Origin of the sequence: Pedobacter zeae, from assembly GCF_014196715.1 — a bacterium.
GTDB lineage: Bacteria > Bacteroidota > Bacteroidia > Sphingobacteriales > Sphingobacteriaceae > Pedobacter > Pedobacter zeae.
Genome location: NZ_JACIEF010000004.1, coordinates 218,716 through 239,279, shown reverse-complemented (window position 1 = coordinate 239,279; position 20,564 = coordinate 218,716). Strand labels below are relative to the sequence as shown.

The following is a 20,564-nucleotide window of genomic DNA, read 5'->3' as shown; positions in this document are numbered from 1 at the left end:
CTATTTCTTACCTAGATTTTCTTTTAAAAACTCTTCTAAGGCTTTATACAGGGCTGTTCTGCTCTGTTGGCGCACTACCGGATCCGGACCTTCTTCTTTTTCGATGTAGGTGACCTGAACATTCCGTTTTTTAAGTTCTTTAATGAACTGTACGCCTTCTGCTACGTTAACACTCGGATCTTTTGGATTTTGGGCAATAAAAACAGGTGCCTTAAAGCGGTCGGCATGGAATACAGGCGACGCAAAGCGCATATAATCGGTTTCAGTTATCGGATTGCCCAAAATTTCGTAATACATCTGTAATTTGGCCTTTAAAAACGGAGGGAAGGTTTTCAGGTAACTAAACAGGTTAATCACACCCGAATTGGATCCGCCGCATTTATAAAGATCGGGATTTTTATACAAACAGTTTAATGCAATATATCCGCCGAAACCGTTACCATAAATAGCAATTTTTTTAGGATTGGCAATTTTCCCTGCAATAAGCCATTTTACACCGTCATTTACATCCTCCTGTATCTTATCGCTCCACTGTTTAAAACCCGCAGCATAAAATGATTTTCCATAGCCCGTAGAACCGCGGTAATTTACCTGCAAAACAGCATAGCCACGGTTGGCCAAAAACTGTACCTCTGCATTATACCCCCAACTATTTCTTGACTTTGGCCCATTATGCGGCAGCACCACAACCGGTAAATTAACAGGCTTTTTATTTTTAGGTAAGGTTAAATAACCGTTAATGGTTAAACTATCGCGACTTTTGAAACTGATGGGTTTCATGGCATTCATATCTTCCGGTTTAATGGAAGGACTCACATCGGTCAGTTTTTTAAGCCTTTTATCAGCCGTTGTATACAAATAATAAGAACCCGGATTTTTATCGGTAAAGGTGCGTATTACAAACACTTTATCCGTTTTATCTTTATCCATAATTACCCATTCAGTGCCAGGCAAAAGTTTATCTATGATCGAGTAAGCCACTTTTGCACTGTCATCAAGGTAAAATTTTTCCCTTTTCCAGGTTTCGCAGGTTGCAAAGAGCATTTTTTTCCGGAACCGCGAATAGGTTGCATCTACTACGTTTAAGGTATCGTTTGCAAAAAGCACCTGTTTTTCTTTCCCGCTTTTTAAATCAAGTGCTACCAGCACGTTCTTATCGCGGTTAATGCTCGAAATGGCATAAAGTACATTAGGCTGGTCTTCCGAAAAGGCAATGGGCTGCAAGGTTGTTTCAAAATTATTCGTAATTACCGGTACAAAAGCCTGGTTTTCCTTTTCACGGTACATCAGGGTTTCGTTTACCCCATCGCTGGCAACGGCAATTTTAAGTACCCCTTTGCTGTCTGTCATCCATTTGGTAACATTACCCGGATTTTTTGCAGCAATTTCCATTTTCCCATTCCTGACATTTAAGCGGTATACATCAAAAACGGTCGAATCGCGCTTGTTTGAGGCTACAATAATGTATTTATCATCAATCAGCTGATCTTCTATTACCCGCAATCTATTTTTTTCATTGGCACTTAACTGTACCTGCTTACTTCCATCTTTATTAATAACGAAAATATCAGACCTACGCTCTTTAGAGCCATCTTCGGTATAATAAATCAGTTCGTTATTGCTTGTCCAGAAATGAAAACTGATATTTTTCCCATTTAAATGGGTAAGTTGTATACTGTTTCCTGTAGCCAGATCCTCAACAAAAAGATCAAGTTTTTTATCGTGCAGCTTTAAATAAGACAGGCTTTTGCCGTCGGGAGAAATACGGTAATAGGCTTTATCCTGCGTTTTAAAAAAATTGTCCACAGGAATAGTATCATGGTTTGAATCCTTACAGGCCCACACCAATACAACCATTAGCATTAGAAAAATTCTCTTCAACATAAATAATCCCTTCACCGGATGACAAAAATAAGTAACCAAACAACTTTAAGCGATTTACACCAACAATGTTACTTATACCAATAAAAATAATAAGTTGTGGTTCAATTTAGTATTTATAAAATTTACACAAAATAAAATACAGGTAACATTTAAAATACGTTTTATACGCATGAGTGCTTTAGCTAAAGATGTATTAAAATGTTACATTTAAAACTTATAATTTAGGGTTATGAACCGCTTGCTTTTCATCATATTTTTATTGCTGACATTTGGGGCCGAAGCGCAGATTTTCCGTCCCAACCAGCAGGTTGCTCCGGATGAGAGCACACTGGCGATTCAATATTACCAGGAAGGAGATTATGAAAAAGCGGTTGTACTGCTCGAAAAACTCTACGCCATCCCTAACAATGATGCTTATTTCGACATTTATTTCAATACGTTGTTAAAATTAAAGCGTTATGATGTTGCCGAAAAAGTGGTAAAGCGCGAGATTAAAAAAAATCAACAAAACGAACTTTATTCCATAGCCTTGGGTAAACTCTACCAGGAAAAAGGCGATGTACAGGCAGCCGGCAAAATTTTTAACGAGGTAATTTCGAAACTGCCTAAAGAAGAATTCAGGATCAGAAACCTGGCCAACAACTTCTACCGTTTCGAAAATTACGATTTTGCCGTTCAAACCTTTAAACAAGGACGAAAATTGCTGGGCAACGACCAGGCTTTCGTTTTTGAACTGTTAAACATTTACCGTTTCAAAAAGGATAAACCCATGCTGATGCAGGAATACCTGGATGCCATGGCTACGATGCCACAGCTCTTACCACAGGCCGAAGCGGTATTATCATCTGTTTTTGAAGATAAAAACGACTATGAGACTTTTCAGGCCGCTATTTTAAAGAAAATACAGAAAGAACCCGATGCCGAAATTTATATTCAGTTGCTTACCTGGAATTATATCCAGCAACAGGAATTTGACATGGCCTTGCGCCAGCTGATCGCCTTTGATAAACGGACCAAGGCAGACGGAGGTACATTATTTAACGCCATTTATACTTTTGTAGATAATGGCGCTTATGAAACAGCGATTAAAGCCTACGATTACCTGCTCACCAAGGGAAAGGATAACCCATATTATCTTCCCTCAAAAATAGAGATGCTCAATACCCGGTACAACCTGCGTACCAGCGGAAAATATACGACTGCTGACCTTGATCTGCTGGCAAAAGATTATGAATCCCTGCTGGAAGAAAACGGCAAAAACAGAAACACCCTTTTCGCGATTAAGAAATTGGCCAATCTACAGGCTTATTATTTAAACCAGCCCGCTAAAGCAGAAAAAGAACTGGAAGAAGCGATTAAAATGCCGGGTATTAATGATACGGAACTTGGCCAGCTGAAACTGGATTTAGGCGACATTTACATTTTAACCAACCAGCCCTGGGAAGCATTTTTGGTGTACGAACAGGTAAGCAAACAGTTCGAAGGACAGCCTGTAGGCAACGAAGCCCGTTTCAGGAGCGCTAAACTCTCCTTTTATCAGGGCAATTTCGAATACAGCAATGGCCAATGTTTGGTTCTAAAAGCCGCTACCTCTCAACTGATTGCCAATGATGCCTTAAACCTAAGTTTATTGATCAGCGACAACATCCAGACCCCGGCTGATAGTAATGCCTTAAAAATGTATGCTGATGCAGAGATGCTTTTATTCAGGAACCTGCCCGAAAAAGCGGTAAAAAAAATGGACAGCATTGCCATTGCCTATCCGCAGAACAGTTTGGCGGATGCCATAATGATGAGTAAAGCACGGATTTTTATTAAAGCCAATGATTTTCAGAAAGCGGCCGATATACTCAAAAAAGTAACGGAAGAATTTAAAGATGGGATCTGGACAGATGATGCACTGTTTACATTGGGTGATCTGTACGAAAAAAAACTGAATGATATTACACAGGCAAAAATATATTTCCAAAAGCTCATTACGGATTATCCTGGCAGTATGTTCAGCGCTGAGGCCAGAAAAAGATTCAGGAATTTACGGGGAGATGGGGTTTAGAGTTGGTTCATTGGTTCATTGGTCATTGGTTCATTGGTGATTGGTTGATTAGGCAATGATAATAAAACGGGTTAATTGGTTAAGTGTTTAAATCGGTTAACTGAATCCAAATGAACATCGTTTAAATGCCAATTAAATATTATCGTCATCTCGACTGAAGTGAAGCGGAATGGAGAGATCTATATCCAAAAAAACTACCAGACCTATTGGCAAATTAGCTAATTCAAGTTGTCCTATTTAGAGAATTGATATATAGTCCAAAGGATAAGCCCAAGAATACCGACAATCAGAATTCTTTCACCGTGTGCCCTATCTGAAGCCGAATAACCAAAAATCCGTTCTCCATTAGGCAATGTTTTTTTATGATTTCTTAAGTGTGCTCCGATTATTATGGCTAAAAGTCCACCTAAAGCCGCTAGAATATAACCCGCAGTAATTAATAGTTTTGGACTTTTTTCAGGCATGGACAATTCCGCTATTCTTTTTAATTTAAGCGTCTGAATTTGATTAACATTTACTTCAACGCCATGTTCCTTTAATATTTTGGTAGCCAGTAAAAAATCCAAACTACTCCACTCATCTTGTTTTTCAATAATTTCCCTCAACTCGTCATCACTGAAATCAAACAGATAATAATTTGGGTCTACATCTAATAAATCTTTCTCCGCTTGCTGCTGTAATAATACATTAGCTTGTTCAAAGTCTTCAGGTTTTAGCTTAACCCTGTAATCTTTATCAATCTGATTATTAGCAAAGGTAATGTCAAAATTTGCAGAAGCATCTTCTAGCTCCACCTCCATTTTATTTTCTTTGAATGTTTCTGCTAGTGCTAAAGCTGCTGCCTGCTCATTAAATCTTTGAAACGTAACAAAATCGGTGGCCATAATTAATTTCAATAAAGCGTTAAAACGAAGATACTAATTAAAATCACCCCAATCCCAAACCACCACATTCCATTCTACACTGCTATGATCAGTATAAGTGTAAATTACTTCGAAGCCAACACGCTGGTGTGCATTCATCGATCGAAGGTTAATACTTGCAATTTCGGTGATGGCGAAATCATATTTACCCTTAAAATAATCTTTATAGGCATTATAGCATTGATCAAATAAACCTTTACCCCTATATTCATAGCCTACGCAAACCTGCCCAACTACAATATAACGATGATCAGAAACGGGTTTTCCCTGGTATAGAATATGATCGAAGCTTTCGTACATCTCCATGAGCCTTGGAATATCGTTTTTTGATTGCCTGGTCATTCCCAGCACATAAGCTGCAATTAAATCGCCATTTTTTGCAATAATATTAGGTTCATACCGATGCATCTTCTCCAGATCATCGAGCGAATGCGAAACTGTAACAAACCCTTGCGCTTTAATTTGTTCGGGCGTTAAATCCTGTTTTAGGTTTTGCTTTTGAAGTTCAAGAATTCCTTCAAGCTCTTTTATGGTAGAGGATGTGGTAATGGTAATCATTCTGATATTGCAGACAACTTATGCATCTAATGCAATAATAGTTAAGGTTAACAACAAAATGAAGCAAATACCAGCTAAAATTAAAATTCTCGCACCATGCTGCCGGTCCGTTAAGGAATAAGAAAACACTTTTTCACCGGTATATAATGTCTTTTTTCTTTTCAAGATATCCCAACCGATTACCAGGCCCAAAACCCCGCCAAATATGGCAGTGAGGTAACCGGTATAAATGTAATTGCGCGTGGAATTATCGATTTTTTGAGAGGCGTTGTTTCGTATCATTCTAGAGAAGAAGATCTTACAAATTTAACTAAATAATAGCACTTGAAAGAATAAAAACCGTTATCCCATACATTTTTTGGTATTTATATATTATTTACCTTTGCAGTATGTTTTTATATAATGTTACGCTCATCCTCGAAGATGCAGCAGCCGAAGAATGGTTACAATGGATGCAGGATGTTCATATCCCTGAGGTGATGGCAACAGGCATGTTTGTTTCCAACCGCTTGTTAAAGGTTGTGGATTCGCCTAATGAAGGGGTAACTTATTGTGCGCAGTACGTGGCAGAAACACTAGAGCATTACAATAAATACCAGCAAGAATTTGCACCGGCTTTACAGGCAGAATTAAACGAAAGGTATAAAAACCGTTTTGTAGCTTATAGAAGTCTGATGGAGTTCGTCGCTTAGACTTCAGACTCCCAACTGAGGACTCCTGACTTATTTAAGTTTCTCATTATTCTTATGCCTGTCTGCATCACGGATACTTTTTTTCTTCAGGTTGTTTTCTAAAGCTTCAGTTAAGTTAATACCGGTTTGATTAGCCAGGCAGATCAGTACAAACATTACATCGGCCATTTCATCGGCAAGGTTTACCTCTTCATCACTTTTTTTAAAAGACTGTTCGCCATATTTACGGGCCATGATCCGCGCCACCTCCCCAACTTCTTCCATTAAAATGGCCGTATTGGTCAATTCATTAAAATAACGGATACCTGTGGTATTAATCCAACGGTCTACGGTTTCCTGTGCTTCTTTAATGGTCATTTTTTTCTTCTTCTATTTCTGATTTGATAATGCTGTTCACTTCAATTTTCGCCCCTTCGAGCAAAAACACGCCTGCTCCTCTTTCCCTCACGTAAGGTGTTTTTATTTCCCCGATTTTGGTAATCCTGCTAAAATAGGGTTGCTCTCTCTTACGCTGTGGGTCTTCATCGTGCCATCCGGTAATCATGATTAAATCTTTAATAGGTTTATCTATTTTAAACCAATAAAGATAGTCGGCATTGTACGATACTGCATTAATGTTTTTATATTTCGAATAATAGTTAATCGCACCAGCCTGACCATAATTATCGGCACGTACCAATACTGCTGATTTATCTTTAACCTTTCCGTAAGCAACATCAACCAATGCGGCCAATTCTTTCCAACCCTTCATATCAGCATAGTCCTGCGGCACCTCATGATTTTTACCATCTTCCCAGCGTAGTGTTCCCGCCCGCTCAAATCTATTGTGGTCGGCAACAATTTGATCAGGACTATAAAACGGCATTATAAATGGCATAAGATAAATAAACGAACCAATTGTAAAAGCGAACAGCAAGCCTGTTATTATATACATTTTACCTAAAACCCGGCTTAAATAATGAGCACCAAAGGCCAGTAAAACCGGGTACAAACCCAGGGCATAATAATCTTTTGCCTTAAAATAACCGAAAATGGCCAGGGTAATAAAATAGGTCAGGATAATCCAGCTGTACTTTCTGAAATCTTTATAAAAAATCAAACTTCCTATTCCAGCCAGAAGAATGAAAATTGAGCTGATAAAAAAGAGGAACTGCCCTCTAAAAAAATCAATCCGGTTTACATACACCAATTGTGTGGCCTCCAAAGTTTTCGTATGGACGAGTACCGGAAAGTGATGGTTAATCTGCCAGATCACATTGGGCGAAATGATTAAAAGTGCAAGTAAAATGGCCAGGTAAAGATGCTTATCGGTAAATATTTTTCGTTTTGACGTGAGGAGTATAGCGGGTATTAAACCCATAATGAGAAAAAGAACATTGTATTTATTTAAAAATCCCAAGGCTACAAAAATGGCAAAAGCATACAGGTATTTGGCTTCCTGTTTATCGAAATACCGCAATAAATAATAGAAAATAGCTGTCCAGGCTAAAACATCGAAAGAGTTAGGCTGGTAAAGGGTATTTAGCCTCATCAGGGAAGAACATAAACAGGCTACCGCAACCAAACATTTGGCTAATAAGTTCCCCTTTAAAAAGCCTACAACTTTCCAGCAATACCAAATGGTTAAAGCCCCCATTACTGCGGGTACAAGCCTTACCATAAAAAAACCATTGCCGAAAGCCTTAATCAGCCACGAAAACAAGGAGGTTAACGGCGGAACAGAAGTAAAACCTGCTGCGAGATGATTGGCCTGATCTAAATGCAGAAATTCATCGCGGTGCAATTCGTAAACCGGATTAACCAATACAAAAGATAAAATTAATTTTAGCGCTAGAAAAAATACCAGACAACCATATTCTGTTAAACGGTTAGTATTTTGATCCTTCATGCTGGCTCGGTTTAAAAGTTTTAGAATAAATTATTTTTTTTGACATTTTAAGACTTAAAAAGTTACGCCGCTCCTGTTTATTCCTTATCTTTTGTATCAATCAAAATTGTAACCGGTCCATCGTTTAAAAGCGCTATTTTCATATCGGCACCAAAAATTCCGGTTTTTACTTTTTTACCCAATAAAGCCGATAGCTTTTCGATCATTTTCTCGTAGAGCGGAATCGCCACATCAGGTCGTGCAGCTCTTGTAAAACCCGGACGGTTTCCTTTTTTGGTAGAGGCGAACAAGGTAAACTGGCTGATCAATAAGATATCTCCACCCACATCGGCAAGTGCTTTATTCATCATTCCGTTTTCATCACCAAAAACACGCATCCCGATAATTTTCTGTGCCAACCACTCCAGATCCTCTGCCTGATCAGCATCCTCAATACCCAATAACACCAAAAATCCACCTTCAATTGCTCCTGTTATTTCACCATCAACAGTGCAACTTGCCTGAGTAACTCTTTGTAAAACTGCGCGCATTTTATACTAATTTTGTTCAATAAAACAGATATGCGCAAGATAAGTATTTTAGTGATTTCTGCCCTCCTCTTCCTGGGTTGTAAGCAAAAGTCAGTTGTCCATCCTACTTTTTATTATTGGAAAACGGATTATCAGAACAAGAAGGAAGAAAGCACTTATCTCGATCAGTTTAAGTCAAAATCTTTATATGTACGGATTATGGATGTAGATTTTAACCCTGATCTGCAATTGCCCGTACCCGTTTCGCCAATTAAATTTTCGGATCCAATCCCCAAACAGACCGATATTATACCGGTGGTATTTATTGTTAACCAGGTTTTTAACAAAATAGACACCACACAGACTTTAGTAATGGCCAACCGCATTGCAAAATTTGTGGAGGCTAAGGTAAAGCAGGCCGGAAAACAGAGCTACCATGAACTTCAGATCGATTGCGATTGGACTAAAGGCACCAGGAACAGGTATTTTAAATTTCTCGAACAACTAAAGGCAAATCCGCTTTTAAAGGGGAAAACCATTTCCGTAACCCTGCGGCTGCACCAGGTTAAAAATATCTTATCGAGCGGTGTACCTCCGGTAGAAAAGGCTATTTTGATGTGTTACAATATGGGCAACCTGCGTAAATATGGCGGGCAAAACTCTATATTGGATCAACGCGAACTGGACACGTACCTAAAAGATTATTTAGGCCAGTATCCTATACCACTTGATGTGGCCCTGCCATTGTTCGAATGGGCGGTAGTATTCAGGAACGCGCAATATGCAGGTATTTCTAAACGGATCAGTAACATCCAGATAGAGGATAGAAAACTTTTTAAACGAAGGGGGAATTCCATCCTTTACGATCTTCTGGTTGATTATCCTGCAGCCGGTCTGAAACGTGGCGATGTAGTCAGATGGGAACAGATTTCTCCTGAAGATTTACTTACCAGCTCTAAATTTTTATCCCGATATTTAGCCTCCAGAGACCGTAATCTCGTTTTCTACCATTTAGACACCGATCTATTAAAACATTTTACCCATGAAAACCTTCAAAAAGTTATCGCTAATTTTTAGTGCATTCCTGATTATTTTTTTTGGCGAAATTGCCGTAAATCTTGCCTGTGGCGGCGAGATAGATCCTTACGATTATTATATCTCCTATTTCCATAACAACATTGAGGGTGATGAATATTCTCCTTTTGCCTACAACCAGATGGTTTACCTCAACAGTGAAACCGATGTAGAAAGTGAGCCCGATATCAATAGTCGCGAATGGGCTAAATACCTAAATGTTAAAAAGGAAGATGTACTAAAGGTAATGTATCAAACAGATAGTGCCACTGATGTAAAATTGGTAAATTTTGATGGCAATATGGCGCAGTTACCCGATAGCCTGCAACAGAACAGCTTTATCCGGGCACTGGGGAAACGCAAAGCGCCTTTAAAATATTATCAGTTCGCCAAAAGCTGCGAGCCATTGGCCAATGTCACATTCAGCCTTTGGGATGCAACACCCCGCGATACCGCTAAAATGGCTGCCAAAGCCGAGGAAGGCTTGGCACTAACCGCTGCTGAAAAAGATGATTTTCTGAAATTACGTTATGCTTACCAGGCTGAGCGTATGTTTCATTTTGCAGGATTGCATACCGAGAGCAAATCAACCTACGAAAAATATATTAAAACCAGTAAAATAAACAGTGCCGCTAAGGGTTGGGCACTCGCTTTATATGCAGGATCGACCCGTAGGTTAGGGAATACCGAAGAATCTGCTTTTTTATTCTCAAAAGTTTTTGCCAGCAACCCGGAGCGCAGGATACAGGCTTATAAAAATTATTACTATACCAGCTCGCCCGTTCAAGGCGCTTTAAAATATGCAAAAACCAATAATGAAAAAGCCAATATATGGGCAATTAATGGATTCGGCAATGCCGATGCGGGAATAGAAAGCATTAATAAAGTTTACAGCTATGAACCCAAAAGCCAGTTGAATGGCACCTTACTGGTACGGGAAGTAAATAAGCTGGAGCAAGATCTTATTGAAGCAAACGACATAGCCAAAATTGGTTATAACTATTACTTCCAGGATAATGGAAATTCTAAATACCGGGATAGTATAAAAAATATCAACCTGAAACGCTTAAACGAAATCAGAACTTTTGCGGTAAAACTGGCTACCGAAAAGAAATACCCACAACCCGAACTGGGTACCTTAACTGCAGCCTATTTATCTTGGATGGAAAACAAGGACTTTATGGCTGCAAATTACCTGGCCATTTTAAAACCGGATAAACTGCCCGAAAGGTTGCGCGATCAATACCGTATTGTTGATTTATTGATCAAAGCGAAAAACATCAAAAAAGGCAATCCTTTTAACGAAAATGATTTGTTACCAACCTTGAAATGGCTGGATGAAAAACGTTTTGCAGAAAATAAAATCCAGCCAAACGGGCAATATTATGATCATGATCAGGCGGGCAAACGTTTCAGCAGAACCACCAGGAATTTTTATCAGCAGATTCTGGCACCGGCTTATTTGAACATGGGCGATACAGCAAAAGCAGCATTGGCAATGGTTAAAGGTGATCTGGCATACCAAACGTTAAAAGAGAATTCGCTGTTCCAGAATATGAGCTACCAGAGTATCAATTTCTGGCAGAACAACCTAAGTCCGGGAAGCATGCAGGGCTTAGCGCTTTACAAGACCAAAGCAGCGGGCAATGATGTGACCGGTTTGTTAGCCTCAGCTTTAAATCAACTCAAAAATGACGACTTTTACGAACTTTACGGCACTACTTACCTGCGTACACATCAATACGATAAAGCGGTACAGATGTTTGCCAAAGTCTCGTCAAGCTATCAGTATTTTACCCCCCAGAACTGGTATGGAGACGGAACGGATTCAAAACTGTATGCCAATCCGTTTATCGAAACCATTAACGATTTCCCTAAAAAGTATGTAACGGCCAAAGCATCCGTTACCAAAAAAACTTTTGCTGCCGAAATGCTCCGTTTGCAGAAGTTACTTGTTAGCGATAAAAAGAATGCTGCCCTTTATTATTACAAAATGGCTAATGCCATTTATCAAACAGGTTATTTTGGCAACAGCTGGTTCCTGATCAGTTACGACTGGTCGTCTTACGATAACAGCACCCCGGCAAAATACGTGTATGATGGGGACTACAAAAAAGCACAAACCGCAAAAGCGTGGTATTTGAAAGCGAGGGCCTTAAGTACCAATACCGATTTTAAGGCAAAATGTACTTTTATGCTGGCGAAATGTTTGCAAAAACAGATCATCATGAACGCTAACCCACTATCATTTTATTACTACGATAAAAAGGATGTGAAATGGCGAAACTTCATCAAAGCGAATTACAATAATCCTTATCTCAAAGAATTAAGGTTTAATTATAATAAAACACCTTTTTATGCTGTTGCTGCAGGCGAATGCAGTTATTTAGGAGACTTTATCAAGCCAAAAGCACAAAACTAGCGATCCACGACCATTAAGAAATTAAGGTAATTAAGAAAATCCCGCGAAAACTTAATGTCCTTAACTTCTTAATGGTTTAATAGTGTTATCCTAACTTGCCCGGCTATTTTTTTCCTAAACCCTAAACCTACCACCTGATCAGCGCACTTGCCCAGGTAAAGCCTGATCCAAATGCCGCGAGGCATACCAAATCTCCATCCTTAATTTTACCGACTTCCCAGGCTTCGCATAAAGCAATTGGGACAGAAGCTGCTGTAGTATTGCCATATTTTTGGATGTTATTAAAAACCTGATCGTCATTTAAATTCAATAGCTGTTGTACATATTGACTGATACGCAGATTTGCCTGATGCGGCACCAACAGATCGATGTCTTTTTCGGTTAAATTATTCGCAGCCAAAGCCTCTTTAATTACCTCCGGAAATTTCACTACTGCTTTTTTGAAAACCGCCGGACCATCCATGTAAGGTAATGCGGCGCCACTTTCTAAAATTTCCTCCGTCATAAACAATCCGCCCAATTCCTGTTCCGGATAGGCTGGTTTATCCTTTAACCACTTATTGGCGTGAGAACCGGGATAATACATGGCCAAAATTTCGGCTTCGGCACCATCACTATGTAAATGGGTACTTAAAATCCCTTTTCCCGGCTCTTGTGTAGGTTGCAGCAGCACTGCACCGGCACCATCGCCAAAAATTACTGAAACATTACGGCTCCGGGTTTCAAAATCCATTGCAAAGGAGTGTTTTTCGCTGCCCACCACCAAAACATTTTTATACATGCCCGTTTTTACAAACTGATCGGCCACCGAAAGTGCATATACAAATCCTGAGCATTGGTTACGGATATCCAATGCACCAATCTCGCCCATCCCCATTTCGCGCTGCAACAATACCCCGCAACCCGGAAAATAATAATCAGGACTAAGCGTGGCAAAAACGATAAAATCAACATCTTTAGCGGTAATGCCAGCCCTTTCTATCGCAATTTTGGCGGCTTCAATGCCCATAGTTGTGGTAGTTTCACCGTTACGATCTGCAAAACGCCGTTCTTTAATACCCGTCCGCTCCTGAATCCATGCATCGCTGGTATCCATAAAACGGCTTAAATCATTGTTGGTATATACATTTTTAGGAACGTAATAACCTATTCCTGCAATTTTAGACTGGTGCATACTTGTATTTATTATGATTTGGTTAGCAAATGTATTAAAAGAGGCCGAAGAATATGTAAAATGTACGATGTAAGATGCAGTACGAACTTTATTAATCAAAAATACAATCCTCTGAATGATGAGATTATAAACCCAAAAGCAGGTATTTAGATATAAGTCAGATGATCATCTATTTTACCTATTATATCTTACATAAAAATAGTTATTTTTGCACCATGTCTACAGAAACCAAAGAAGAGACCTTTACGCTCGAAGAGATTTTAACTTCCCTTAAAACTGTACATCGCCTTATTTTGTGGAATGATGATATCAATACCTTTGATCATGTGATTTATTGCATGATGAAATACCTGGATTATAACGAATCGCAGGCCGAAAAAATTGCATGGAAAGTGCATAATGAAGGTAAATGCCCTGTTTTAGAAGGTTCGTTTACCGAAATGGAAGTATACCGTAAAATTTTACAGCAAGAAGGCCTGACTGTTACTGTTGATTAATAGATTATTTTTCTTTCAAGCTGCTCTTGTTACATCTTCATCCCGAGCATAGTGCTAAGCAGTTGAGAAACAGATGATAAGTGTTCGGCGAAGTTAGATTTTTCCCGAGATAGATCTCTCCACTCCACTGCGTTCCGGTCGAGATGACGTTCGCTATGCTCCGGTCGAGATGACGATACTGTATAATTAACCCTCCAACCCCTTCAAAAGATCATTTAATCCCTCTTGTGTAGTTAGTGTTTTATCTTTAGCATACCAGCCGTGAAGTTTTTCTGCTAAAATTGGCATTTCGGTCGTTTCTTTTTTCCACTCTTTTAAAAGCTCCTGTAAAATTTGTGGTCTGGGACCCCATGTTGCTAAAACCTGATCAGCAGATGGATTTAACACAATTAAAACAGGTATTGCTCTTCCACCATTAGTTAAATGCGCATCAATCAGTGGCAGATTTTTATCTCTAAGTACAAACCTCAGGTCAATTTTACCCAGTGATGCAACTGCGATTTTATTAAACACCGGAACAATCTGGGCAGCATCTCCACACCAGCCCTCGGTGATGACTAAAAATTTATAATTATCCTTTAAACCAGCTACCGTTGAGGTTAATTCTTCGGTTAAACTAATCGTTTTATCCACGCGATTCATCCTCTGCACATTCATTTTAGTATAGTGCAAATCGTAGGTTACATCACCGGTAGCCTTTCCTTCTAACAGAAGTTGATCAATCAATGCCCGGTATGTTTGATAATCCATTCCTTGTTCGCTGAAAATTTCGCTGTAATTAACCATGATGTTTAAAATTATGCCGCAAAGGAAAGGAGAAATTCAATGAAAATCATCACGGATTTGCAAGAAAACACAAGCGGCTGATTGCAGCCAAAAACCAGCCGATGCTCATTTCCTGACGGTATTTCGTCTGTTAAGACACTAACCGATAGGCAAAAAGCTTTATAATATGTGGAGACATGAACCATGGCTACGGGAGATAAATCATGTTTATTTTTGGAGCGCTCTGCTTGTACCATACACCCAGTTCCTTCCCGTTTTGCGCTTATACGCTTTCCCGAAAGTTCGGGATACCTCGTTGCTGCCAACCGGGGCCAGGTGGCCAAAACAACATCCCATCTTTACGGCTACAGGTGCAGAACCCGTGTTCCTAAACCAGATTGAGCGGAATAGCCCGGATCCCGATTTTTCATCGGGAGAGGACTATAAGTGAAAGCGGGACTGCACACCGCCAAGAACCACTGCATGCTCATTTCCAAATTCTATTTTGATCGGGGAAACATCAACCTAGAATAAACCTGCACGGATGAAATCGATGTTTCTTACCTCAGCATATACAAAAAGATGGCTAAGCTTCCATCAACTTACTCACATGCTGCGTTAAGGCCACAAAATCGGCAACAGTTAACTGCTCCGCACGCTTTTCGAAATAAATATGATCGTCCATCTTATCTTTTGGCATCACCGCAGAAACGGCATTGCGCAGGGTTTTTCTACGTTGGTTGAAACCAGCCTTTACTACACGCCAAAACAATTTTTCATCACAGTCTAAAGTCTCCACTTCGTTCCGGGTTAAGCGGATCACTGCTGAATGTACTTTTGGCGGCGGATTAAACGTTCCGGGTTTAACGGTCATCAGGTATTCAATTTTATAATAAGCCTGAAGAAATACGCTTAAAATACCATATTCTTTACTGCCTGCAGGTGCAGCACAACGTTGGGCCACTTCTTTTTGGAACATACCCACCATTTCTACCACTTTATGGCGGTTATCTAAAATTTTAAATAAAATCTGCGAAGAAATATTGTATGGAAAATTACCAATAATGGCAAATTGCCCGGGAAAAACATCATCAAAATTGAGTTTCAAAAAATCACCGTTAATCAGGCGGTCGCCAAGCTCCGGATATTTCTCATTTAAAAAATGATAAGATTCGGTATCGATATCGATCAGGTAAGTTTCAAGATCTTTCCGTTGCAACAAAAAATCAGATAGGATACCCATCCCTGGCCCCACCTCTAAAACCTGGTGGTATTTATCGGTACTAACCAAGGCCTCAACAATACGGTTGGCAATGCCCTTATCGGTTAAAAAATGCTGGCCTAAATGCTTTTTTGCTTTTACTAAACTCATCTTTACACTTTATTTTGCCACGGAGGCACTGAAATCACAGAAAAACTTTCATGAAGAAGGGGGGAAACCCTATCCCATCTCCGTGCACACCGTATTTCTGTGGCTGCTCTATTTAATACAAAATAACTAATTTTTATCCGGTAAGCACCTCTTTAAACGAAAATCAGTAATTTGCGCTAAAATTTTCCAGTAATTATGAGCAATAAACTTAAAATTGGCATCAGTATAGGCGACGTAAACGGTATAGGTTTAGAGGTAATTATTAAAACATTATCAAATCCTGCTATTTTAAATTATTGCACGCCAATTGTTTATGGCCATACCAAGGTTTCTTCTTTTCACAGAAAAGCAAACAATCTGGGCGATTTCAGTTTTAACGTGGTCAACCACGCCAATCAGGCACAGCCCAAAAGAGCAAATATGATCAATTGCTGGGAAGAAGATGTAAAAATAGAACTGGGTCAGGTTACCGCAACGGGTGGAAAGTATGCACTTTTATCGTTAGAACGTGCCACTGCCGACCTGGTAAACGGCGATATTGATGCCCTGGTTACTGCGCCCATCAATAAACACAACATCCAATCAGAAACTTTTGCCTTTCCGGGCCATACCGAATACCTGCAGGAAAAAAGTGGCAGTAAAGATGTGCTGATGTTTTTGATCAGCGAAAATCTGCGGGTAGGTGTTGTTACCGGTCATATCCCTATAAAAGATGTTCCATCATCCATTACAAAAGAGAAAATTGTAAATAAGTTAAAGCTGATCAACGAAAGCCTGAAAAAAGATTTTTGGATCGAAAAACCGAAAATAGCAGTTTTGGGCTTAAACCCACATGCCAGCGATAATGGCTTATTGGGCACCGAGGAAGCTGAAATTATTACCCCGGCTATTCAGGAAGCTTACGACAAAGGCATTGTTTGTTTTGGTCCATACCCTGCCGACGGCTTTTTCGGTAATGGTAGCTACAAACAGTTCGATGCAGTTTTAGCCATGTACCACGACCAGGGTCTGATTCCTTTTAAAACATTAGCATTCCATAATGGCGTAAACTATACTGCTGGTTTAAACTTCGTTCGCACCTCTCCCGATCATGGAACAGGTTATGATATTGCGGGGAAAGATCTGGCCGATTCAACTTCATTCACCGAAGCTTTATTTTCGGCTATCCACATTGTGAAAAACCGCAGGGAGCAGGAAGAAATGTTAAGAAACCAGTTACGCACCGGCGGAAAAGTGGTAGAAACACAGTTTGATATAAAAGATGATGCTTCTTAAAAGCTGAAAGACCAAAGCCAGAAGTCGGAAGTCCGCAAGTCGGGTGTCTGAAGATTGGATGTTTAAAGACTAAACCCTAAAAAATCGTCATTTAAACCGTAGCGGAGAAATCTGTGAGCAAGATTAAAGTCAGAAGTCCGCAAGTCAGGTGTCCGAAGATTGGATGTTTAAAGACTAAACCCTAAAAATCGTCATTTCGACCGTAGTGGAGAAAATCTGTAAGCAATACTAAAGTCAGAAGTCCGCAAGTCAGAGGTCCGAGAATTGGATGTTTAAAGACTAAACCCTAAAAATCGTCATTTCGACCGTAGCGGAGAAATCCGCGAGTAAGACTAAAGTCAAAGTCCACAAGCCGGGTGTCCGAAGATTGGATGTTTAAAGATTAAACCTTAAAAAATCGTCATTTCGACCATAGTGGAGAAATCCGTATAGGAGATATCAAATACCGCAAATTTCCTTTATTTTCTTCTTTTAATTACCAAACACGCACCCGAAAGCTTGAGAGGAACTGAGTTAATATTGGTAAATTTATCTGTTTGGAATTGCTCGCTTTAACAGAAAAATGAATTAGGTGTAATTTTCAAAATCTCATATATTGCAAAAGCTTTGAGCCGAAACAAAATCAGCATATGGAAAATAAATTATCACCTATTATAAAACCCGAAGAATTAACCTGGTTAAACCAGGATGAAGAAATTGTAATCATCGATGCAAGTGCTGGCTCAAAAGCAAGGTATGATGAGCAACATTTAGCAGGTGCACTTTTTGCTGATGTAAATGAAGACTTAGCCAATATTGGCGATTTTGCAGCAGGCGGGCGTCATCCTTTACCCACTTTTGATCAGTTTTCTGCTGTTTTACAGAAACTCGGGATTACCAAATACAGCCACGTTATTGTGTACGACGATAAAAATGGCGGTAATGCAGCAGCGAGGTTATGGTGGATGCTCAAGGCTATTGGCCATAAAAAAGTGCAGGTAATAGACGGCGGCTTCCAGGCGGCTGTTAAAGCAGGCTTTCCCACTACAGATAAAGTAGAAATTCCAAAATCTGTTGAAAAATACGAAATCGCAACCTGGAACTTACCGTTATCTGATATCAATGAAGTAGAAAAAGTGTCCGGAACTGACGATTATATCGTAATCGATGTACGCGATGCTAACCGTTTTGCCGGTTTAACCGAACCTATTGATTTGATTGCCGGACATATTCCCGGTGCAGCCAATATTCCTTATACCGAAAACTTAGACACAACCGGCGCTTTCCTGGCCCCCGAAATATTGAAAGAAAAATATGCAGAGGCCCTGGCACATGTGAAACCCGAAAATGTAATTGTACATTGCGGCTCGGGAATTACGGCATGCCATACCCTTTTGGCGATGGATTATGCAGGTTTGCCTATTCCTAAACTTTATGTTGGCTCCTGGAGCGAATGGAGCAGGAATAATAAGGAAATGGTATTGGCTGATCAGTAATTTTGCTGGTCAGGATTATAAATCCTGACCAACTGAACCGTGGATTTGTAATCCGCCCCAGGATCAAAAATCCCTTGTCTAAGGTCGGGATTGCAAATCACGACCAACCAGAACACCTATAAGGTCTAAAAATCAAGAGTTAACATCAACAATTTTCAAAAAACATTTTTAATCTAATTTTTTTATCCCTACATTTGCAGGCTAAAATTTTACAGTACTTTGAACCCATTAAAACAATTTTCATTACCGTTTACCGGATTAAAATTGGGAACTCATCAGTTTGATTATGAGCTTGATGATCGCTTTTTTAATGCTTTTGAGTATTCGTTAATTAAAAGTGGAAATTTAAAAGTAGACCTGGAACTTGAGAAACAAGAAACCATGTTACTTCTAAAATTCAAAGTTATGGGTACCGTAAATTTAGATTGCGATAAATGTTTATCTGAATTTCCGTTACCAATAAATCTTTATGAAAGGCAGATTGTAAAGTTTGCTGAAGATGAGCTGGAGAGCGATAATGAGGAAATTATTACGCTAAGCCGTAAAGATACCGAGATTGATGTATCGGGGCCTTTATACGAAATGATTAACGTAGCGGTACCCTACATCAAAAACTGTGAACAGGCAGGTAAAGATTGCGACCAGGAGATGATTGACCGTTTAAATCAATTATCGATCGAAAAGCAGGCTGAAGAAAATGAACAAACAAGCGACCCACGTTGGGAAGCCCTTAATAAGTTAAAAAAATAATTAGATTATACACCAATGGCACATCCAAAACGGAAAATCTCGAAACAGAGAAAAAATAAAAGAAGAACACACTATAAAGCTGTTACTCCTTCTTTAGCAACATGCTCGGCAACAGGTGCTATTCACGTACCTCACCGTGCTTACAACGTTGATGGTAACCTATACTACAACGGCAAACTGGTTATCGAAAATACTCAGATTGGGTAATTTTCTTAAAAAATTGTTTGTGTTTTCAGCGGCTTTAGTCATACCTTAGTCCACTGAAAAATTCAGGATTACGCCTGACTTAACACAAACAGATTTTTTCTATGAAAATAGGCCTCGACATAATGGGCGGAGACTATGCTCCCAAAGCAATTGTTTTGGGAGCAATAGCTGCTCATCAATCGCTTAACGCCGGAGAGCATTTAGTTCTTATTGGCGATACCGAACAGATTAAACCCATTCTAGCGGAAGAAGGCTTTAATCCAGATCATTTTGAATACGTTCATACTGATGAAGTAATCGGCATGGGCGAACATCCCACCAAAGCAATCGTTCAGAAACCAAATTCGAGCATAGCAGTTGGTTTTAACCTTTTAAAAGAAGGTAAAATTGATTCTTTCGCAAGTGCTGGTAATTCTGGAGCCATGCTGGTTGGCGCAGTTTTTAGCGTTAAAACCATTCCGGGCATTATCCGCCCTTGTTTATGTACAATTCTTCCGAAAATTAAAGGTGGCACCGGCTTACTGTTAGATGTAGGTGCAAATGCCGACTGTAAACCCGATATCTTATTACAATTTGGTGTTTTAGGTAGTTTATATGCAGAAAATCTTTTGCAGATCAACGATCCTAAAGTGGCCCTGATGAATATCGGCGAGGAAGATGAGAAAGGAAATATGCTAAGCATGGCTACTTTCCCGTTAATGAAAGAAACCAAGCTGTTCAACTTTGTCGGAAATGTGGAAGGAAGGGATTTATTTAATGATAAAGCCGATGTGATTGTGTGCGATGGTTTTACCGGAAATGTAATGTTAAAACTGGCAGAATCATTTTATGTGCTTACCATTAAAAAAGGGCTTAAAGATGAGTTCTTCGATCGTTTTAATTATGAACAGTATGGCGGAAGTCCGGTTTTAGGTGTTAACGCCCCTGTGGTTATCGGACATGGGATTTCCAGCCCGTTAGCTGTTAAAAATATGGTTCTGCAATCGCGGGAAATGATTACAACCGGATTGGTAGAAAAAATTAGAATGGCATTTAAATAATTTATT

General features: G+C 39.5%; 20 protein-coding genes. 10 read left to right on the top strand and 10 right to left on the bottom strand.

Translation table 11 applies throughout. The features are described from left to right. On the bottom strand, positions 1-1,806 hold the full coding sequence (locus GGQ60_RS19705) for a S9 family peptidase (protein WP_229685167.1): 1,806 nt from the start codon (positions 1,804-1,806) through the stop codon (positions 1-3). A 307-nt stretch (positions 1,807-2,113) separates the two neighbouring features. On the opposite strand from GGQ60_RS19705, the gene GGQ60_RS19700 reads away from it, so the two are divergent. Further along, positions 2,114-3,937 (top strand): tetratricopeptide repeat protein, encoded by a 1,824-nt coding sequence (locus GGQ60_RS19700; protein ID WP_183767612.1) that lies wholly within the window; start codon positions 2,114-2,116, stop codon positions 3,935-3,937. Positions 3,938-4,170: 233 nt separating this feature from the next. Here GGQ60_RS19700 and GGQ60_RS19695 read toward each other — a convergent pair whose 3' ends face one another. The 3 genes from GGQ60_RS19695 to GGQ60_RS19685 are packed head-to-tail and all read right to left on the bottom strand — an operon-like array spanning position 4,171 to position 5,700. Next, on the bottom strand, positions 4,171-4,821 hold the full coding sequence (locus GGQ60_RS19695) for a hypothetical protein (protein ID WP_183767610.1): 651 nt from the start codon (positions 4,819-4,821) through the stop codon (positions 4,171-4,173). A gap of 33 nt (positions 4,822-4,854) precedes the next feature. Continuing rightward, complete coding sequence (locus tag GGQ60_RS19690) at positions 4,855-5,418, bottom strand: GNAT family N-acetyltransferase (RefSeq protein WP_183767608.1); 564 nt, start codon at positions 5,416-5,418, stop codon at positions 4,855-4,857. 18 nt (positions 5,419-5,436) lie between these two features. Continuing rightward, the gene (locus GGQ60_RS19685) at positions 5,437-5,700 is read right to left on the bottom strand and encodes a hypothetical protein (protein ID WP_183767606.1); all 264 of its coding nucleotides are present in this window, start codon (positions 5,698-5,700) and stop codon (positions 5,437-5,439) included. A 107-nt stretch (positions 5,701-5,807) separates the two neighbouring features. Between GGQ60_RS19685 and GGQ60_RS19680 the strand changes: the two genes are divergently transcribed. Next, complete coding sequence (locus GGQ60_RS19680) at positions 5,808-6,110, top strand: DUF4286 family protein (protein WP_183767604.1); 303 nt, start codon at positions 5,808-5,810, stop codon at positions 6,108-6,110. A 30-nt stretch (positions 6,111-6,140) separates the two neighbouring features. On the opposite strand, the gene GGQ60_RS19675 is transcribed toward GGQ60_RS19680, so the two are convergent. The 3 genes from GGQ60_RS19675 to dtd all read right to left on the bottom strand — a co-directional run bounded on the left by GGQ60_RS19675 (position 6,141) and on the right by dtd (position 8,528). Continuing rightward, entirely contained in the window at positions 6,141-6,467 is a 327-nt protein-coding gene (locus GGQ60_RS19675; RefSeq protein ID WP_183767602.1) for a nucleotide pyrophosphohydrolase, read from the bottom strand. Next, the gene (locus tag GGQ60_RS19670) at positions 6,457-7,998 is read right to left on the bottom strand and encodes a glycosyltransferase family 39 protein (RefSeq protein WP_183767600.1); all 1,542 of its coding nucleotides are present in this window, start codon (positions 7,996-7,998) and stop codon (positions 6,457-6,459) included. The genes GGQ60_RS19675 and GGQ60_RS19670 overlap by 11 nt, the downstream gene beginning before the upstream one ends. A gap of 77 nt (positions 7,999-8,075) precedes the next feature. After that, entirely contained in the window at positions 8,076-8,528 is a 453-nt protein-coding gene (dtd, locus tag GGQ60_RS19665) for a D-aminoacyl-tRNA deacylase (RefSeq protein ID WP_183767598.1), read from the bottom strand. A gap of 30 nt (positions 8,529-8,558) precedes the next feature. On the opposite strand from dtd, the gene GGQ60_RS19660 reads away from it, so the two are divergent. Both GGQ60_RS19660 and GGQ60_RS19655 read left to right on the top strand, forming a co-directional pair. Continuing rightward, the gene (locus GGQ60_RS19660) at positions 8,559-9,584 is read left to right on the top strand and encodes a hypothetical protein (RefSeq protein ID WP_229685166.1); all 1,026 of its coding nucleotides are present in this window, start codon (positions 8,559-8,561) and stop codon (positions 9,582-9,584) included. Further along, positions 9,550-12,003 (top strand): hypothetical protein, encoded by a 2,454-nt coding sequence (locus GGQ60_RS19655; RefSeq protein WP_183767594.1) that lies wholly within the window; start codon positions 9,550-9,552, stop codon positions 12,001-12,003. Before GGQ60_RS19660 ends, GGQ60_RS19655 begins: the two co-directional genes overlap by 35 nt. 127 nt (positions 12,004-12,130) lie before the next feature. On the opposite strand, the gene GGQ60_RS19650 is transcribed toward GGQ60_RS19655, so the two are convergent. Beyond that, on the bottom strand, positions 12,131-13,177 hold the full coding sequence (locus GGQ60_RS19650) for a 3-oxoacyl-ACP synthase III family protein (RefSeq protein ID WP_183767592.1): 1,047 nt from the start codon (positions 13,175-13,177) through the stop codon (positions 12,131-12,133). 215 nt (positions 13,178-13,392) lie between these two features. Between GGQ60_RS19650 and GGQ60_RS19645 the strand changes: the two genes are divergently transcribed. After that, positions 13,393-13,674 carry an ATP-dependent Clp protease adaptor ClpS gene (locus tag GGQ60_RS19645; RefSeq protein WP_183768439.1) on the top strand — a complete coding sequence of 94 codons (282 nt, stop codon included), beginning with the start codon at positions 13,393-13,395 and terminating at the stop codon, positions 13,672-13,674. Between the two features lie 186 nt (positions 13,675-13,860). Here the strand turns inward: GGQ60_RS19645 and GGQ60_RS19640 are convergent, their stop codons facing one another. Both GGQ60_RS19640 and rsmA read right to left on the bottom strand, forming a co-directional pair. Next, entirely contained in the window at positions 13,861-14,460 is a 600-nt protein-coding gene (locus GGQ60_RS19640) for a thioredoxin family protein (RefSeq protein WP_183767590.1), read from the bottom strand. A gap of 565 nt (positions 14,461-15,025) precedes the next feature. Next, the gene (gene rsmA / locus GGQ60_RS19635) at positions 15,026-15,811 is read right to left on the bottom strand and encodes a 16S rRNA (adenine(1518)-N(6)/adenine(1519)-N(6))-dimethyltransferase RsmA (RefSeq protein WP_183767588.1); all 786 of its coding nucleotides are present in this window, start codon (positions 15,809-15,811) and stop codon (positions 15,026-15,028) included. 195 nt (positions 15,812-16,006) lie between these two features. On the opposite strand from rsmA, the gene pdxA reads away from it, so the two are divergent. The 5 genes from pdxA (at position 16,007) to plsX (ending at position 20,558) form a co-directional block, all read left to right on the top strand. Continuing rightward, positions 16,007-17,086, top strand: coding sequence for a 4-hydroxythreonine-4-phosphate dehydrogenase PdxA (gene pdxA / locus GGQ60_RS19630; protein WP_183767586.1), 1,080 nt, complete (start codon positions 16,007-16,009; stop codon positions 17,084-17,086). Between the two features lie 629 nt (positions 17,087-17,715). Next, the gene (locus GGQ60_RS19625; RefSeq protein ID WP_183767584.1) at positions 17,716-18,561 is read left to right on the top strand and encodes a sulfurtransferase; all 846 of its coding nucleotides are present in this window, start codon (positions 17,716-17,718) and stop codon (positions 18,559-18,561) included. 264 nt (positions 18,562-18,825) lie between these two features. After that, positions 18,826-19,311: a YceD family protein gene (locus tag GGQ60_RS19620; RefSeq protein ID WP_311635681.1), complete on the top strand. Its 486-nt coding sequence runs from the start codon at positions 18,826-18,828 to the stop codon at positions 19,309-19,311. Between the two features lie 15 nt (positions 19,312-19,326). Further along, complete coding sequence (gene rpmF, locus GGQ60_RS19615) at positions 19,327-19,518, top strand: 50S ribosomal protein L32 (protein WP_025143959.1); 192 nt, start codon at positions 19,327-19,329, stop codon at positions 19,516-19,518. A gap of 101 nt (positions 19,519-19,619) precedes the next feature. Beyond that, complete coding sequence (gene plsX / locus GGQ60_RS19610; RefSeq protein ID WP_183767580.1) at positions 19,620-20,558, top strand: phosphate acyltransferase PlsX; 939 nt, start codon at positions 19,620-19,622, stop codon at positions 20,556-20,558. Positions 20,559-20,564 lie beyond the last annotated feature (6 nt).

Coding starts and splice junctions, on each gene's coding strand:
- GGQ60_RS19660 (WP_229685166.1), top strand. CDS start 8,559: ATGCGCAAGATAAGTATTTTAGTGATTTCTGCCCTCCTCTTCCTGGGT.
- GGQ60_RS19680 (WP_183767604.1), top strand. CDS start 5,808: ATGTTTTTATATAATGTTACGCTCATCCTCGAAGATGCAGCAGCCGAA.
- pdxA (WP_183767586.1), top strand. CDS start 16,007: ATGAGCAATAAACTTAAAATTGGCATCAGTATAGGCGACGTAAACGGT.
- GGQ60_RS19700 (WP_183767612.1), top strand. CDS start 2,114: ATGAACCGCTTGCTTTTCATCATATTTTTATTGCTGACATTTGGGGCC.
- plsX (WP_183767580.1), top strand. CDS start 19,620: ATGAAAATAGGCCTCGACATAATGGGCGGAGACTATGCTCCCAAAGCA.
- GGQ60_RS19640 (WP_183767590.1), bottom strand. CDS start 14,460: ATGGTTAATTACAGCGAAATTTTCAGCGAACAAGGAATGGATTATCAA.
- rsmA (WP_183767588.1), bottom strand. CDS start 15,811: ATGAGTTTAGTAAAAGCAAAAAAGCATTTAGGCCAGCATTTTTTAACC.
- GGQ60_RS19695 (WP_183767610.1), bottom strand. CDS start 4,821: ATGGCCACCGATTTTGTTACGTTTCAAAGATTTAATGAGCAGGCAGCA.
- dtd (WP_183767598.1), bottom strand. CDS start 8,528: ATGCGCGCAGTTTTACAAAGAGTTACTCAGGCAAGTTGCACTGTTGAT.
- GGQ60_RS19670 (WP_183767600.1), bottom strand. CDS start 7,998: ATGAAGGATCAAAATACTAACCGTTTAACAGAATATGGTTGTCTGGTA.
- GGQ60_RS19675 (WP_183767602.1), bottom strand. CDS start 6,467: ATGACCATTAAAGAAGCACAGGAAACCGTAGACCGTTGGATTAATACC.
- rpmF (WP_025143959.1), top strand. CDS start 19,327: ATGGCACATCCAAAACGGAAAATCTCGAAACAGAGAAAAAATAAAAGA.
- GGQ60_RS19690 (WP_183767608.1), bottom strand. CDS start 5,418: ATGATTACCATTACCACATCCTCTACCATAAAAGAGCTTGAAGGAATT.
- GGQ60_RS19685 (WP_183767606.1), bottom strand. CDS start 5,700: ATGATACGAAACAACGCCTCTCAAAAAATCGATAATTCCACGCGCAAT.
- GGQ60_RS19655 (WP_183767594.1), top strand. CDS start 9,550: ATGAAAACCTTCAAAAAGTTATCGCTAATTTTTAGTGCATTCCTGATT.
- GGQ60_RS19650 (WP_183767592.1), bottom strand. CDS start 13,177: ATGCACCAGTCTAAAATTGCAGGAATAGGTTATTACGTTCCTAAAAAT.
- GGQ60_RS19625 (WP_183767584.1), top strand. CDS start 17,716: ATGGAAAATAAATTATCACCTATTATAAAACCCGAAGAATTAACCTGG.
- GGQ60_RS19645 (WP_183768439.1), top strand. CDS start 13,393: ATGTCTACAGAAACCAAAGAAGAGACCTTTACGCTCGAAGAGATTTTA.